At 61.4% G+C, this 16208-nt stretch carries 14 protein-coding genes; 6 read left to right on the top strand and 8 right to left on the bottom strand.

Features of this window, described 5'->3' with window-relative positions; translation table 11 throughout:
* Positions 1 to 62: 62 nt before the first annotated feature.
* A complete protein-coding gene (locus BP737_RS00310; protein ID WP_292410854.1) occupies positions 63 to 497 on the top strand; it encodes a GNAT family N-acetyltransferase in 435 nt (144 codons plus the stop codon).
* A gap of 39 nt (positions 498 to 536) precedes the next feature.
* On the opposite strand, the gene BP737_RS00305 is transcribed toward BP737_RS00310, so the two are convergent.
* Together BP737_RS00305 and BP737_RS00300 are read right to left on the bottom strand one after the other, a co-directional pair.
* A complete protein-coding gene (locus tag BP737_RS00305; protein WP_292410853.1) occupies positions 537 to 989 on the bottom strand; it encodes a DUF5814 domain-containing protein in 453 nt (150 codons plus the stop codon).
* Complete coding sequence (locus BP737_RS00300; protein WP_292410852.1) at positions 986 to 1612, bottom strand: DUF2150 family protein; 627 nt, start codon at positions 1610 to 1612, stop codon at positions 986 to 988. The genes BP737_RS00305 and BP737_RS00300 overlap by 4 nt, the downstream gene beginning before the upstream one ends.
* 252 nt (positions 1613 to 1864) lie before the next feature.
* Between BP737_RS00300 and thiI the strand changes: the two genes are divergently transcribed.
* The gene (thiI, locus tag BP737_RS00295; RefSeq protein ID WP_292410851.1) at positions 1865 to 3043 is read left to right on the top strand and encodes a tRNA uracil 4-sulfurtransferase ThiI; all 1179 of its coding nucleotides are present in this window, start codon (positions 1865 to 1867) and stop codon (positions 3041 to 3043) included.
* 197 nt (positions 3044 to 3240) lie between these two features.
* Here the strand turns inward: thiI and pscS are convergent, their stop codons facing one another.
* On the bottom strand, positions 3241 to 4419 hold the full coding sequence (gene pscS / locus BP737_RS00290; RefSeq protein WP_292410850.1) for an O-phospho-L-seryl-tRNA:Cys-tRNA synthase: 1179 nt from the start codon (positions 4417 to 4419) through the stop codon (positions 3241 to 3243).
* Positions 4416 to 4598, bottom strand: a complete 183-nt coding sequence (locus BP737_RS00285) for a hypothetical protein (RefSeq protein ID WP_292410849.1) — start codon at positions 4596 to 4598, stop codon at positions 4416 to 4418. The genes pscS and BP737_RS00285 overlap by 4 nt, the downstream gene beginning before the upstream one ends.
* Positions 4599 to 4728: 130 nt before the next feature.
* On the opposite strand from BP737_RS00285, the gene BP737_RS00280 reads away from it, so the two are divergent.
* From BP737_RS00280 to BP737_RS00265, 4 genes are read left to right on the top strand one after another with little or no spacing between them, the layout of a single operon-like run.
* Positions 4729 to 5883 (top strand): metallophosphoesterase family protein, encoded by a 1155-nt coding sequence (locus BP737_RS00280; protein WP_292410848.1) that lies wholly within the window; start codon positions 4729 to 4731, stop codon positions 5881 to 5883.
* The gene (locus BP737_RS00275) at positions 5870 to 9043 is read left to right on the top strand and encodes an AAA family ATPase (protein ID WP_292410847.1); all 3174 of its coding nucleotides are present in this window, start codon (positions 5870 to 5872) and stop codon (positions 9041 to 9043) included. The genes BP737_RS00280 and BP737_RS00275 overlap by 14 nt, the downstream gene beginning before the upstream one ends.
* A complete protein-coding gene (locus BP737_RS00270; protein ID WP_292410846.1) occupies positions 9043 to 10080 on the top strand; it encodes a DNA double-strand break repair nuclease NurA in 1038 nt (345 codons plus the stop codon). Before BP737_RS00275 ends, BP737_RS00270 begins: the two co-directional genes overlap by 1 nt.
* Positions 10061 to 11656 (top strand): ATP-binding protein, encoded by a 1596-nt coding sequence (locus tag BP737_RS00265; RefSeq protein WP_292410845.1) that lies wholly within the window; start codon positions 10061 to 10063, stop codon positions 11654 to 11656. The genes BP737_RS00270 and BP737_RS00265 overlap by 20 nt, the downstream gene beginning before the upstream one ends.
* Before the next feature lie 82 nt (positions 11657 to 11738).
* On the opposite strand, the gene BP737_RS00260 is transcribed toward BP737_RS00265, so the two are convergent.
* The 4 genes from BP737_RS00260 to BP737_RS00245 form a co-directional block, all read right to left on the bottom strand.
* Entirely contained in the window at positions 11739 to 12248 is a 510-nt protein-coding gene (locus tag BP737_RS00260) for a nucleotide-binding protein (RefSeq protein ID WP_292410844.1), read from the bottom strand.
* Between the two features lie 12 nt (positions 12249 to 12260).
* A complete protein-coding gene (locus BP737_RS00255) occupies positions 12261 to 13133 on the bottom strand; it encodes a formate/nitrite transporter family protein (protein ID WP_292410843.1) in 873 nt (290 codons plus the stop codon).
* 675 nt (positions 13134 to 13808) lie between these two features.
* Positions 13809 to 15074 (bottom strand): Coenzyme F420 hydrogenase/dehydrogenase, beta subunit C-terminal domain, encoded by a 1266-nt coding sequence (locus tag BP737_RS00250; protein WP_292410842.1) that lies wholly within the window; start codon positions 15072 to 15074, stop codon positions 13809 to 13811.
* 3 nt (positions 15075 to 15077) lie between these two features.
* Positions 15078 to 16208: molybdopterin oxidoreductase family protein (locus tag BP737_RS00245; protein WP_292410841.1), on the bottom strand; the 1131-nt coding region annotated here is incomplete at its 5' end.

Here is a 16208-nt window from a genome sequence, read left to right as displayed (position 1 = left end):
CCCGGGTGGGGGAACCATCTGGTTGAAATAGCAGGTGCGGCAATCCCTACGCGAGGAAGACAATGAAGAAAGAGGTCCGTGAACTGAAGCATGAAGAGTTTCCGCTTGCAGAGAAGGTCTGGACGCATTACCGGGGTCAGAAAGCGGACGCGACGCGGGAGAAGATCTTCGGTGTCTTTGTTGACGGCGTTCTTGCGGCGACGGCCCGCTGCACCCGTCATCCGGGCGGCCTCGAGATGGACTGCGTCTTCACCCTGGACGAGTATCGAGGACACGGGTATGCAAAGGAAGTCGTGCAGAGACTCCTCGATGAATGCGGCTCCGAAACGATCTACATCCACTCGACCCTCCCCCTGATCGAGTTCTACGGAAAACTCGGGTTTGAGCCCATTCCCGAGGCGAGGCTGCCGACGAGCATCAAGGAACGATTTATCTTCTGCTTCGGGGAGATGGAGGGGTGCAACGTCGCCCCCATGATGCGGAACCCCAACCGATAAGCACCGACAGACTCTGCCGGTACCGGGGAAGAACCCGGCCTAATGCTCGATCTTTTTTATGTGATCGATGGCGTTCTCCGCCAGTTTCTCCCGCCCCTGCAGCTCGGCGACATCCCGTATCGCTTCGAGCGTATGGACGGAGTCTTCAAGAAAACTCAGGATATCAGCGGGATAGAGGTCAATCCCGTATTCTTCGAGGAGATGGGAACTGATCTGACGGTGGTCGAGCCCCATCTCCCGGAATTCGATGATAGTGAGGGTGAACTTCCGCTCCGGACATCCACAGAACGGGGCATTCTTGCATTTACAGTCCATGAAGTCGCGGAAGAAGGCGAGAAGCTGCTCATGCGTCCGCCGGTCGAGGTTCTCGAAGTTGATCGATTTTCCGAGCGACTCAAGGAACGCACCCGAGAAAACATGGTCCGGGAGCCGGAACCCGCAAGCTCGTTCCAGTTTCCGTGCCGCCCGGAACCGGGCTTTATCCGCAATCACGACGCCTCGCCGGGCTCCTCGTCGAACTTCGCGAGAGACTTCATGGCGCCAGCCATGGTCTCTATCTCGATGAGCCACTCGTCAAAGAGGCCGGGATTCTCAACATCGTCCTTGATGTACTTCGAACAGCAGGTGGCGCCGTCGATCACGGCGGCACCGATATTCGCCGCAACCTCGAGCACCTCCTCAAGGTTCTCCTCGTCAAGATCCCGGCCCTTCTTCACGAGCGCCTTGATGTCCTTGTCGAACTCGCCCTCGAGGTACTTCCGGCAGGCGGTGAAGAGCACCAGCAAGGAGAGCTGGAGCGACCCGACGATCTCCTCAAGGTCTCCCTCAGGAAGCCCGGTCATGACAATCAACTCCACGTCATCGAGTTTCTCCGTGGCTTCCTCCTTCGTGAACCGGCCGTTCTGGTAGAGGCGGATGATCTTCAAGACCGAGAGCGTGATGTCCTCGCTGAAATTGTAGAGCATCTGCTCGCCTTCGGATACCTCTTCGCCTTCGGCGGGCTCGAAACTTGCGCCCTCAAGCGTTGTAATCCAGTTGTCCCAGCGCTCCTGATTATAAAAAATATAGAAGAGTTTCAGGGGTTCTGCCTGTTTGGCACTCGCTTTCTTCGCCATGTTCTGTACACATTCTGAGTGCTCTGTTAAAAACCATTTGCTCTTCGCGCAGGGAACCCGGATTGTCACGGTCCCGCGAAGATTCATCTATGACGAGCGAGCATAAGAAGAGCAGATGGTGGGATATTTCGGGCTTGAGACATTCCACGAATCTTGCGGGCCCATTTCAGTCGCGCCCTCGGGTATCCGGGCGACCGGCACCAGGGTCGATACCGATCCGGCCCGACGCGGCCGGGAGAGGGATAAGGATTCATGGAAGCGGTGATGATCGGGTACGGCGAGATCTTCCTCAAGAGCGAGCGGGTGAAACGGCGGTTCACAGCGACAATGACCGAAAACATCCGGCTCGCGCTGGAGGCCGAAGGACTCAAACCCGGTATCGAGATCCACCGGGAACGGGTCCTTATCTTCGGCGACGAGCCGCGGCGGATCGCTGTAACGGCCGCAAGAACCTTCGGGGTGGTGAGCGCCAGCGTCTGTACGGTGACGACGGCCGATATCGCCGGCATCGCGGCCGCCGCCGTCGAGCACGCAGAGCGGCGCCTCCGATCGGGGATGTCGTTTGCGGTCAGGGCGCGGCGGTCGGGCGTCGAGGGATTCAACAGTCAAGAACTGGCGGCGGCGGTCGGCTCGGCCGTTCTCGACCGGGTGCCGGAGGCGAGGGTCGACCTGACGGCGCCCGACTACGAGATCTTCGTGGAAGCCCGGAAATTCGGCGGTCTCGTCTGCGATGAGAAGATCCGCGGACCGGGCGGGCTCCCCTACGGGACACAGGGAGAAGTGATGACCCTGCTCTCGGCCGGCATCGACTCGCCCGTTGCGTCGTGGCTGATGATGCGCCGGGGGTGCCGGATGGTGCACGTCCACATGCAAAGCGGGCGGTACGGGGGTGCGGATGTGGAAAAGAACGTCCTGCAGAACCATGCCCGGCTCTCCGGCTGGATTCCAGGGCACCCCCTCGACCTCCTCGTCGTGGATATGGAGCCGTTCTTTGAGGTGATCACGGCGTTGAAAGAGCCCCGCTACCGGTGCATCCTCTGCAAGCGGTTCATGCTCCGGGTGGCAAGCATCCTCGCGAAAGAACGGGGCATCTCCGCGCTCGTCAACGGCGATAACCTGGGGCAGGTGGCGTCCCAGACGCTCGCGAACATGACGGTGATCGCCACGGCGGCTTCCGTTCCGGTGCTCCGGCCGCTCATCGGGTCCGACAAGGCGGAGATCGTCGAGCGCGCCCGCGCCATCGGGACGTTCGAGGCCCGGCCGGGAAGTGTCGAATGCACGGTCGCCCCCCGCTATCCCTCGACGGCTGCGCCCGCGGCGACGATCACGGCGATAGAAGAGGAGATCGACGTGGAGAGCCTCGCGGCACGGGCGGTGGGGACGGTGCGGCGGTACCGCGCAAAGAACGGGGTAATTGAGGAGGAAAGGTAAGGGGCTCCTCAATCGGAAATGCACTTTAGATGAAAAGCCATGGAGGGTGTGACTCGCAGGACGCCCATTCTCCTTACTCCAGGTTATACGCGGATTCCGAAGTTAGAGGCCAACTACCGTCCGCAAGGAAATCATCGAGCGTGAGACCGTGGCTTGCTCCGGCCTGCACGCACTCGCCCAAAAAAATCCGAGAATTTTCAGAGAATATTCAGCCCATTCTCCCGGGCAACCTCGACAAACGATTCCCCGACATGCCGGATCTGCTTTGCGGTCAGCCCGAAAGTGTTAAACTTCCAGACCTTCGTGGAGCCGGGGATGACACCGGTGATTCCTCGCTTTTTCAAGTCGCTTGAAAGAAAGTAGCCGCGTTTTTTGTGATGCTGCGCCACCGTATCGAACGAACCGCGGGTGTCTATCCGGGTCAGGGTGTGCTGCCTCGGGCAGTCCGAGAGAACCTTCGTCCCCTCGACGGAGAGGAGGGCGTCAACGACCGACTGCGAGTGCGCCACCTCGGTCTCCCAGTGCTGCACCCGCTCCCGGACATGGGGAAACGAGGCCATCATCCCGACGACGGTGACGCCCATCAAGGTGCAGCCCATCATCTCAACCTCCTTTAGTCCGAACGTCCTGCCCGTCACGTCCCCCTTTGCCTGCGTCGTCCGGAAGACTTTCGCCGCGTGCTCATTCGTCGTCGCAAGGACGCCGGAGGGCGCCGGGGCCGCCATGCTCTTGTGCCCCGACCCGACCACGAAGTCGGCGCCGAGCGCTTTACCGTCGACCGGCAGGACCCCGACCGTGTAGGCCCCGTTGACGAGGACCGGGACGTCGTACTGGTGGGCGACCTTCGCGATGCCCGCGACGTCGTGGACGTTCCCATACTGGTAGTCGACGTGGTCGACGAAGAGCAGGGGCGGTGTCTTCGAGAACTCCCGGATCACCGCCTCGATCTTCTCCGCGACGGCGTCGGGGGTGATGTGGTTCGCTGCGTCCTTCGGGATCTCCCGCGGAACCCCCCCCGCCTCCTCAACCGCCATAAACTCGGTGTAGTGGGCAAGCGACGTGAGGATGACCGGGTCGCCTTTCGAGACGAGGGTGCTCGCGACCGCCTGAAACCCCCGGCGCGCCCCGGGGACCACACGCGCCGTGTCCATATTCAGCCACGCGGCGAGGTCGGCGTGAAACTGTGCAATGGGGGGGTTTCGGATGTAGTCGAGCCGGGGAGGGTTTCGACAGTTGTCACAGACCGAGTAGCCGTCGCCGAAAGCAATTGCCGCTTTCATGGCTTCAAGAGTGAGCCGCCCACCCGCCTGGATCGGGTCGATGTTGATGTACATCTCCTCGACGTCGCGGACATCGATATCGGCCGCGCATTTCACCGGATCAACTCCTCCTCGATGATTGCAATCTGCCGCTTCACGTTCTCAAGGGAGGCTGCAGCACGTGCTTTCTGCGTTTCATCGAGGTCATGCCCCGGAGCGGTCTCCCGAAGCAGGAACCGGATGTCGGAGAGGATAAAGAGTGCCTGAAAAACTGCATCTACGGCCCTTTTTGACAAAAGATCACCATACAAATATCAGTGAGGATATATTAGATTAAGCGTATTATGGGCGCCGGGACGGCACCGGACACTTTCACGCCACGGAGATCAGGCATTTATGCACGGGGGACATGGAGAGTAATGGAGCATGAAGATCGTCCACATAGCAGACACGCATCTCGGGTTATCGGCTTTTAACCGCGTAGATCCGGAGACCGGGATGAACCTGCGCGAACATCTCGTCTACGACAACTTCCTTGCCGCCGTCGACCGGATCATCGACCTTCACCCCGATGCGCTCGTCCACGCGGGCGACCTCTTCCACCAGGTCAAGCCGAAGACCCGCGCCTACACGACGGTGCTCGACGCTCTCTCCCGCCTCCGGGACGCAGGGATACCGGTGCTCGTGATCGCGGGAAACCACAGCATGGCCAAGACCCGGTACACGGCCTCACCATTCGAGGTGCTCGAGCGAAGCGGCTACCGCACAAACGACCTCTACGTCGCCCACCACAACCGCTACAGGCGGGTCGAACTGGACGATGTCGTATTTCACCTGATACCGAATATGCTCCTCCCCGAAGGATACCGCACGGCGTTCGAGGAGATCGCATACTCTCCCGGCACAAACGTTCTCGTCACCCACGGCCTCGCGAGCATTCTCTCGGATAAGCGGCTGCACACCGTCGCCGAACATGAACTGGACGCGACGATCCTCTCCGACCGGTTCGACTACATCGCACTCGGCCACTACCACGGCCAGGTGCAGGTCGCCGACAACGCCTGGTACAGCGGGTCTCTTGAATACTGCAACTACGGCGAGATCGCAGAGACCAAAGGCGGCCTCGCCGTGGACCTCGCTTCCGGAGAGGTCGAACATATCGACCTCCCGCATACCCCCATGATCAGCCTCGGCCGGATCAACTGCGACGGGCTCTCGGCCCGGGAGGTCATGGACGGCATCCTTGACGCGGCCGATAAAACCGGGATCGACCGACAGATCTGCCAGGTCACGCTCGACGGGATACGCCGCGAGACACTCCGCGCGCTCGACCAGAAGGCCCTCTCGGAGGTCAGGAGCCGGGCGCTGAACCTCAAGCTGCAGGTGATTGCCGTCGACGCTCCGTCCCGGATCTTTTATGAAGACTCGCTTGTCGGTGTGGACTATATCGGTGAATTCGAGCGTTTTGTGGAGAGGGAGCACCTCGCACCCGGCGAAGAGGAGTTCGTGAAGAAGACCGGGACGGCAGTCCTCCGGTCGGTCATCGCACGCCATAGAGAGGGAGAGAGTGCTGCTGAATAAACTCCGGATGCGGAACTTCAAGCGGTTTCGCGACCAGGAGATTACTTTTCAGGACGGGATCACGGGCATCGTCGGAAACAACGGGACCGGCAAGAGCAGCATCGTGAACGCCATTCTCTTCGCGCTCTACGGGCTCCAGGGGACCGGGCTCGACGGAAACTACATCGTCAGTTCCTTTGCGGGTCCACAGGACGTCTGTGAGGTACGCCTGGACTTCCTGGTCGGCGGCAACGAGTACGCTGTCGTCCGCCGGTTCAAGCGGCGCCCTTCCTCGACCCTCCACGAAGCAAAACTCTACCTGAACCAGAAACTTCTTGCAAGCAGCGTCCAGAAGGTGGGAGAGGAGGTGCAGCGGATCGTCGGCATGGGTCCGGGCGACTTCCGGAACACCATCTACGCCGGGCAGAAGGAACTCATGACCCTGCTTGAGAGCAGGGCCGGGTCCCGGAAGGACTGGTTCATGCAGGTGCTCGGCATCGATTACCTCAAGAAGGACAGTATGGAAGACCTCAAACAGGTCATCGATGCCCGGGAAAGCGCCGCTCTGGAACTCTCCGGCCGCATTCGGGAGGTGGATGCCGACGCCGTCCGCGACCGGATTTCGGCGCTCCGCGCCGATCTCGCCGGTGCAGACGAAGAGGCGGAGCGAGCGGGCGACGCCGAGAGAAAAGCCGGGGAGGCGCTCGAACGTGCCCGGGCGGAGCGCGACCGGCTGCTCGCCGTCCGCGACCGGTACCTGAACCTCGCGCGGGAAGACGAGGGGCTCACGGGCGAGATCGCACGGCTCCAAAGCGAATGCCGGGAGAGGGAGGCGGAGGTCGCAGAGCGCAGGAACCTGCAGGCCGAACTCGACGAACTCAGGCCTCTCGCCGGGCGCTACGAACCCCTGAAGGCGGAGGTTGCCGCGATGACGGAGGAGAAGGCCGCCTCGGACCGCCTGACCCTCGAAGTGAAGACCGTGGACGAGCAGGTCCGGGAGTACGACGAGCGTCGCGCGAAGATCGAAGCAGAACTCGCCGCACTTGCAGATGCCGAAAAGACGGCTGACGACCGTGCCCGGAAGGTCGTGGAGCGGCAGACCCTCCGGGACCGTATCGCGGCTATGAAGGCCCTCCAGCCGGAGTACGACGCTCTCCGGGAAGAACTTGCCCGCATGGACGAACGATTCGCCCAGACGGAGCGGCGCGTTCGGGAGAACCGGGTCGAGATCGAAGGGATCGAAGAAAAGATACGGCGCCTTCGTGCGCTCGAAACGGAGATCGGCAGCCTCGACGCCCTCCGGGACCGGGAAGAGGCGTTCCATGCGGCTCTGGAGAAGGCCCGGCAGGAAGAGCGGTGCCTGAAGGAGGTCCGCACCGCATCCGAAGAGATGAGCCTGCTCGAAAGTAAGATCGCCGACCTTGCCCGGCGCCTCGCCGGGATGGACGCCATCGATGAGAAGATCGAGTCCGCGGAGAGTCGGAAAGACTCCCTGACCTCGCGGATCAGTGCCTGCGCCGAACGCCGGGAGGCACTCCGCGAAGAGATCCGGCGGACGGCCGAACACCGGGCGGAGATCATCGCTGCGGGTCCGGAAGGGTCCTGCCCCACATGCCACCAGAGCCTCGGCGAACACTATGAGGAACTGGTCGGCGACCTTACGGCTGCTGCCGCGTCGATGCAGGCCGCGCTTGCAGACCTCGAACAGGAGTACACGAAGGCGACCGCCGACCGCGAGAGCCTCATCGCCGCCCTGCAGGACCTGCACCGGCAGCGCACCGAGTACCAGCGCTTAAAAGAGCAGCACGCGCTGTATGTATCCCGACACGAGCAGAGCGCGAGCGCCGTGCAGCGGTGGCGGGCAGAGGCCGGGGAGCACCGTGACGCGATACAGGCGCTCGGCATGGACGGCTACGACCCGGCAGCGCATACCGCCCTCAAGGAGCGGATCAGGGATCTCGCGGAGAAGCGGGCGACGGCAGATACCCTCCGGGGCGAGTGCAGCCGCCTCCCGGTCCTCCAGGAGGAGCGGCAGCGGCTCATCGTCGACGTCGAGGGCTACCTCGCCCGCAAAGAGAAGATTGAGGCGAAGGTCTCCCGACTCGGGTTCGATCAGGAGGTCCTTCAGCGCCTTGATGCGGAAGCACAGGCGCTTGAGGAGGCATTCCGGGCCTACACGGAGGCGCAGGCCCGACTCCTGCGGCGGCCGGCGCTGGAAGAAGAACAGAAGACGGTTCTTGCAAGGAGCGAAAAACTCCGGGAGAGGCAGGAATCCGCGAAAGGCGAACTCATCCGCCTCTCGTTCGATCCGGAACGCTTCGCGCGCTGCACCGAGGAGTGCAGCCGCGCCGAAGCGGCGCACCGGAAAGCGCTTGAACTCCGGGTTCGTCTCGAAGAGGTTCCGCGGCTCCTCGATGCGCTGGAAGCCAGGAAGACCCTTCTCGCGAACCGGGAGGCCGAACTCGCCCGGGTCAGAGCGGCTATCGTCGACCTTGGTTTTGACGAACGGATGGTCGCGGCGGCGGAGGAGGCACTCGCGGATTGCGAGCGGGAGATTATGGCGGCACGGGAGCGGAGGTACGCGATCGCCGCCGGGATAACCGGCCTGAAAGCGGATATCGAGGCCGAGACCGGGAAACTTGCCCGGGCGGAGGACCTTGCCAGACAGCAGGAGGCTCTCACCCTGGAGATCGGGCGCCTGAAACTGACCCGGTCGCTCATCAAGGACTACACGGACTACCTGCTGCAGGTGATCAGGGACCGGATCGAGGAGGAGGCAGGAAGGGTGCTCGCCGAGATCACCGACGGACGCTACGGCACCGTGATGCTCGACGACGATTTCACCGTCCTCGTCCACGACCTGGGAGACGACTATCCGGCCGACCGGTTCAGCGGCGGCGAACAGGACGACATCGCCATCGCCCTCCGGATCGCCCTCTCCAGGTTCCTTGCCGAAGTGAACGAGGTGCATGATTCCACGTTCCTGATCTTCGACGAGATCTTCGGGAGCCAGGACGAAGGGCGGCGGAACAACCTGCTCTGCGCACTCAGGACACAGGAGGCCCATTTCCCCCAGATTATCCTGATCTCCCACATCACCGAGGTTCAGGATGAGTTCTCGACGACGCTCATGGTCGAGATGGGGGCGGACCAGGCAAGCCAGGTCAGGGAGTGCGAGTGATGGACCAGAAGGCCCTTTACCGGGATGCGATCCGGCGGGTTGCAGGAAAGATCCGGGATGCGGCTCCGGACGACCTTTCCGGGCAGTTCACGGCGTGCAGCGGTTTTGATGCGTCGTCATACCACCGCTGCCGGCCCGAGTTCGACGGTGTGGTCTGTGCGGTGGACGGGAGCAACGCCATCGTCCTCGATGCAGGCAGTTTTGCCGTTGCGGCCGTCCGGGCTGCGGTCAGTTCATATGCCGGCACCTCACGCATCTGCCGCCGGACAACACCCCTGCACGTCGTCACCGTCAACCCCGGGAACGGAAACGAAGACTTCGACGCGCTCTTCCACGACTGCTTTCACGCTCCCCCGAAGGTGCACCTCGACCACGACGATCCGGTCCGGAACGCCGCCGTCATGCGGGATACCCTCGAGTACTGGGCGGCGACGGAGATGGCCGCGGAACTCGACGCCGGCGACCTCATCGTGCTTGACGGCACGCTCCAGGTCCGCCACGCAAGCCACGACGAGGTCATCGAGGGACTCTTGAATCTCTGCAACCTCCGGGGAGTGCTCGTCGCCGCCGTGACGAAACGGACGTCGCTCACCTGGGGGGGCGGGCACCCGATCGTCCCGGCGGCGGAAGGGCTTGCCCGCGACCTCGAGGTTCCCGAACCCTGGTACCTCTGCGTCTCCGCCGCAAAAGGCCTTCTCGACCGGGAGGAGACGCACCTCTGGAAGCAGCGGGGCGAGCAGTATGTAGCGCGGCTGCACCCGCGGGCGCAGCGGGCTTTCAAGGTGGAGATTCCCAAGTATTACAGCCAGGACCTGGTCGAAGAGGTCTTCTCCGCGCTTGCGTCCTTTGCCGACGACGGCAGGGTCACGGGCTACCCCTACCCGCTCCTCGACGCCCACCTCACCACCAGGATCGGAAAGGATACAATCGGCCAGGTCCGTCAGGACATACTCCGGGGCATGGACCGGCTCGGGATGAGCCTTGCCGATTACATCAGCATCTTTGGAGACTACCACGATGAATTTGACCGATATTGACGGCGACGACGCCTCGAAATACCGCCTGATCGGGGACCGGGTGCTCAATTACCGGTTTGCCGTTCCTCACGACGAAGAACTCTACCTCGGGGACATCCTGAAGATCACCGATCACGTCAAAGGATTGACGTTCTTTGCCAAAATAAGCGACCTGCTCCACGACTGTAACTTCTCCGACCCGAAGTGGGACACCCGCCCCCATACCGAGCACTTCTACAATATCGACGAGGACGTCTTCATCCTCGTGGAGGCGATCCCCCTCGGTTACGTGAGCAAAGACGGCGCCTTCCGCAAACCCCGGACGATCCCTGCGAAATTTTCCCGTGTGGAGCGGCCGCAGGCCGGCGACTTTGCGTTCCTGCGGCAGGTGATGGGCGAGATCGAGGTCGGAGTGATGAAGACCGGTCAGGGCGTACTGCAGGACGTGAAAGTGGCGCTCCACGCGGCGGTGATGCGGCAGCATATGGGAGTCTTTGCCACGACCGGCATGGGAAAGAGCAACTTCATGAAGGTCTTCTGTGCATCCTGTATGCGGGCACGCGAGTTCGGGCTGCTCATCGTCGACCCGCACGGCGAGTACGTGGCCGGCGGGCGGTCGTCGAGCGGCAAGGACACCCGGGGGCTCCTGCACTACCAGGCCGGCAGGGACGGGCTCTCCGTCTTTTCCACACGGTCGGAGCAGTTCCGGAAGAGGTACCACCTGGACCAGCTCTACCTGGATTACAACGACTTCCGGGCGCCCGATCTCCTCCTGCTCTACGAACACTCCCCGCCCCAGCGCGAGGTGGTGGAGATGCTCGAGAGCACGCCGGGCTCCGACGTGATCGACTTCTTCCAGAACACCGACTTTGCAACCTTTGACGCCGGGACCTACAGCGGGCGGCACCCCCGGATTGCCCGCGACGTAAAGAACTTCGCGCCGAGCACGCTCTCGGTCATGCAACGGCGCATCACCGGCATGCTCAACCGGAACAGGGGGTTCCTCCGGCAGAGCGGCTCCTCGATCCCCGATATCCTCCAGAAACTCCACGAGAACAAGGTCGTCCTGATCGATATCCCGGGGATGAGCGAACAGAGCGAACTCTTCGTGCTCTCCATCATAACGCGCAAGATTATGCGCAACCACCAGGGAGAAGGGGCCGGGGGCGAAGAGGAACCAAGACAGGTGCTGATCACCATCGAGGAGGCGCAACGGGTTCTTGGGTCGGGGCCGGGGAGCACCCAGATCTTTCGGGAAGCCGCGATGGAGGGGAGGAAGTTCGGTGTGGGGCTCTGTGTGGTCACCCAGCAGCCGAAGAATATCGATGCCCGGGTTCTGGCCCAGATTAACACCTTCGTGGTGATGGGGCTCTCCGACCGGGGGGACCGCGACACCATCGCAAGCAGCGCAAAACAGGACCTTTCACGCCTGGACACCGAGATTCAGACGCTTGAGCCGGGAGAGGCGGTCATCAGCACAATAGGGATCCCGTTTCCGGTGAGCACCCGGATCCATCTCTTTGAGGAGTATATCGAGTACCTCAATAGAAAGCCAGGGGCAAAATCGATAGATGACGGGCTTGACACGGCGTTTTAAGGGCAACGCGCGAAGGTGATGTTGGCAGGATGCTATCCGATGTCAACCGTCCCTTCACTGAATTGCTTGACGCACGAAGGCGTCAGGATTGCTGAACGTTCTCTATTTTTCGTATAGATACACAATTGATGACCGCGTCCCCGGTCAGGATATAGCGCTTGACGATGACGCCGAGCACCTCGACTACATCCCCCTTCTGCACATCTTCTAAGGGGGAGGTGAACATCTTGACCGAGATCTCGCCTGTCCGGTCGGCGACGAGATACTGCGGGCGGTTGAGGAACTGGTAATACGTCCGCTCCACGACTCCTTTCACACGCACCGGTGTCCCGAGCATGTTCAGGTTGATCTCCCGTATCCGGACGGTTCTTGCTTCCGCTTCGTAGGTCGGCACCAGTGATGCATACTGCTTCTGGCTCATGTAGTTAAGTGCAAGCGGTATGAGGATCAGCATGACAGCCGCAGGAACGCTCCAGATCAGCGCGGATACGTCCCCGGTAGCAAGGACGTATACTGCGATCAGGACCATAAAAAAGAGGAAGACGGCCAGTGTAACGACCGTCACCCTCACTTTAATATTTCCGATCTGCATCGTCAATCAGGTTTACTTGAGGGCTGCAATTTCCTTTCTGAACGCGACCCAGTAAAGGATACCTACGAAGAGCAGACCACCGACGATATTGCCGATCGTGACCGGAATGATGTTGCTGGTCCACATGGTCGTCCAGGTGAGCGTATCGACTGCCTTCGAGGGGTCAAGACCCGTGCAGAGGAGACCCGTGGGGATGAAGTACATATTCGCAACGCTGTGCTCAAACCCGCTGGCAACGAAGGCGAAGATCGGGAACCAGATACCGGCAATCTTACCGATCGCATCGTCGGCACAGATACCGAGCAGGATGGCGAGGTTGACGAGCCAGTTACAGGCGATTCCTTTGAGGAAGACCGACCACAGCGCCATACCGCCGACGTAACTCGTCTTTGCCGTCGCGATACTTATTGCGCGTAGACCGAACGCCGTGAGCGTTGCGTTTCCGGCGGCGTCGAAACTGACACACGGGCCGTATGCCATGATATACGCAAAGATTAACGACCCGATTAAGTTTCCAATATACACCCAGAGCCAGAGGTTGAGCACGCCTGCCCAGCTGACCTTGTGGATGAACGCTGCCATGGGGGCGAGCATCGCGTCACCGGTGAAGAGCTCGGCACCGGTCAGGACCGTGATGATAAGCCCCACAGGGAAGACGGCACCCAGAACGAGCTGGGCGACACCCGGACTTGCAAAACCGAACCGCATCGCAGCGTCGGATGCCATGATACCGGTGGAACAGACCGTTGCCAGGGCACCACCCATAGCGATGTAAGCCCCGGACATGATACCACGGAGGATCATGTTCCAGACGGGTAGTCCGACTTTATACTTTCCAGAATCACCCGCTTTTGCTACGATAGCAACTGGAGGATGGAACACCATTTTTCATACACCTCTCTAAACGTCCTACCTATACCATCAAGTAATCAGAGTGTATAGGTCTAATTAATCAGTAAACTGAGAGTGCTATTAATAGGTTTCGAAATGATAGTGGCGCACGGAGTGCGCAATCTAAATTAAAGCGTTTATCCCTGTCGTAAGTTAATTTCTGTCGTTAAACGAGAGGAGTCGATAAATCGTGGTTTCATCCATCCCTTTGAAGTTACGCGGAATACAGGTGGGCTTCTGGAGAGTATTTGAGCGGGTGCACGGGGGCGGGCGCGCAGGTCTCCGGATTTTCGCGTATACTCGCGTCGGGGCAACAGACGACCCGGGGAAATAGTTGGAGGACACCTGCGCGTTTTGAGAAGCCGGAGGAGGCGAGACTGCAGGGAGGACCTTGGCCGCAAACCCGCACCTGAAGAGGTCCGTATGGTGCTCTCCGGCGATATCCGAGGAACCAGGGACGTTGTCGGGTCTCTGTGGCCAGCGGTGTATGGGTGTCGCACTCCACAGCCGTATGGGGGAGCGGGGCCGGGACCGCGCCAGGGGAGCGGCGGAGAGACCCCGGCCCCGCACCCCACACACGACCTACATCGCACGGTGCTCGAACGACGATCCTTCGGAACGGCGGAAACGCACCTCACGGTGCTCGAACGACGATCCTTCGGAACGGCGTTATTTAAAGATATCAAAGATCTGATCGCTTCCGGTGGAGACGAGCCGGTCACGCTCCGCACTTTCCTCGACGAGCGCAAGCACCGGCGGGGTCATATCCGCTCCCGGGTGGAACCCAAAGAGTCTCTCGAGATCGGTCTGGATGGCGTGGAGAAAAACCGAGTTTGCTATCTCCACGGGGCAGAGTTCCTCACATTGGCCGCAGTTGACGCAGGAGTCGGAGATATGCGCGAACCGGATCAGGTGGAACATGAAAGGCGGCGGGATCACACCCGGTTCGACCAGGTAGTCCTTTTTCGTACTGCAGTCGATGCAGTAGCAGATCGGGCAGTTCTCGACGCAGGCATAGCACTTGATGCACCGGCTCGTCTGCTCACGGATCCGGTTCAAGCGTTCCGTACCCTCACCGAGCGCCCCGAAGTAGCGCGCCCGCCACTTATCGCCGAGTTTCAACATCGCGTTCTCGACCTTGCCGCGGATCTCGATGCCCTTCGGGTTTGCGGGCTCGGTGGCGACGGCCCCGGCCGCAACAGCACCGTTGAGGAGGTTCGCGCCCTTCTCGGAGCAGACCTCGACGAAAGTGGCGTTACCGGCCAAATCACCGATAACGCCCCAGTTGCCGCAGGCGAGGTCCGCCTGGCGCGGGATCTTGATCTCGCAGCGGCGGCAGTTGGACCGGCGGCCGAGCCCCTCGTTCCCGAGGAGGTCCTCCGAGCCCTCTTCAAGTTCGTCGATCGAAATCGAGGCATGATGGCCGTCTTTTGTCTTAACGATGAACTTCCCTTTGTCGATCTCCTCCTTGACAACATCGTCGGGATCAAGACCGAGTCTTTCCCGGACGATGATCCGCGCCGTCTCCGGCCGGATGGTGCCGCCGCAGTTGAGGCCGATCACGATGATGTTGTCCAGGTTGACCTGGCTGCGCTTGGCCATCTCGTAGATCGCCTTGACATCGCAGCCCTTCAGGACGGTGGCGATCCGCATAGCCGGATCGGGAGCAAGGAGACATCGCCGCATCTGTTTGGGGAGGAGCAGGGTGCCGCAGTGGAGCGAACCGGCAATCCCCCCTATCTCGGCCGGGTCCGTGATCAGGGCCGGCACCGCGTCGTAGACATCCGCTCCTTTCCGGACCGCAAAGACTCCGTCGACCATACCACTCTCGAGGGCGTGGCGCAGCAGAGCAGTGACCGCCCCGCCTGTCTCCGCTTTTTCCCGGAGGCCCTCGTCCGTCGTCCACGCATAGAGTAAATCGCCTTTTCCTGCCATTATTCACGCCTCCTTGATCTTCTCAACCTTCACGGCGCAGGCCTTATACTCGGGGATCTTGGCGATAGGGTCGAGCGCGTTGTTTGTCAGGATGTTCGCCGCACACTCCCGATAGTGGAACGGCATGAACATGACGCCCTTCATGATGTCGGGGGTCACCTTTGCGGGAACGTCGACGGACCCACGGCGGGTGCTTGCCCGGACCATTTCCTTATTTTTGATCCCGAGCGCCTGTGCGTCCTCGGGGTTGATCTCAATCCAGCCCGTGGGAGCCTCCCTCTCAAGGTCCCATGACCGGCGGGTCATGGTGCCGGTCTGCCACTGCCAGATGACCCCCCCCGTGGTGAGCACGAACGGATACTCGGCATCGGGGACCTCCGCCGGAGGTTTCCACTCGATCGGGGCGAAGATGCCGAGACCGTCGGGGTTGGAGAACCACTCCCGGTGGAGGATCGGGGTCCCCGGGTGCTCTTCGGTTGGGCAGGGCCACTGCAGGCCGTCCGGGTCGAGCCGCTCGTAGGACATGCCGTGGTAGGACGGCGTGACGGCGGCGATCTCGTTGAAGACCTCTTCGGGGTTCTTGTAGGCGAACTGCTCTGCGTAGCCCATCTTCGCGCCGAGTTCGCAGATGATCTGCCAGTCTTCCTTCACTTCACCCGGAGGTTCCTGGGCCTTCCTCCAGCGCTGGACACGCCGTTCGGTGTTCGTCTGGGTGCCGTCTTTCTCGGCGTAGCAGGCAGCGGGGAGGACGATGTCGGCGCGCTCGGCGGTCTCGGTCATGAAGATGTCCTGCACGACCATGAACTCGACGTTCCGAAGGCCCTTCTCGACGTGGTGGAGGTCCGGGCAGGAGAGCATCGGGTTCTCGCCCATGATGTAGAGCCCCTTGATCTCGCCGGGGTTGTCGGCGAGGACGTTCATCAGTTCGGTGACGGTATAGCCGACTTCGCCTTCGGCGATATCGACGCCCCAGGCGTCCATGAACTTCTTTCGGGCCGCTTCATCGGTGACCTTCTGGTAACCGGAGTAGACGTCTGGAAGGGCTCCCATGTCGCAGGCGCCCTGCATGTTGTTCTGGTCGCGGAGCGGGTTCACACCGCTTCCCGGCCTGCCCAGGTTGCCGAGCAGCATCTG

The sequence above is a fragment of the Methanoculleus sp. UBA291 genome, from assembly GCF_002499755.1.
In the GTDB taxonomy this organism is placed as follows: Archaea; Halobacteriota; Methanomicrobia; order Methanomicrobiales; family Methanoculleaceae; genus Methanoculleus; species Methanoculleus palmolei.
Note: the sequence above shows the minus strand (reverse complement) of the source record. Positions and strands in the feature narration are given on the sequence as shown.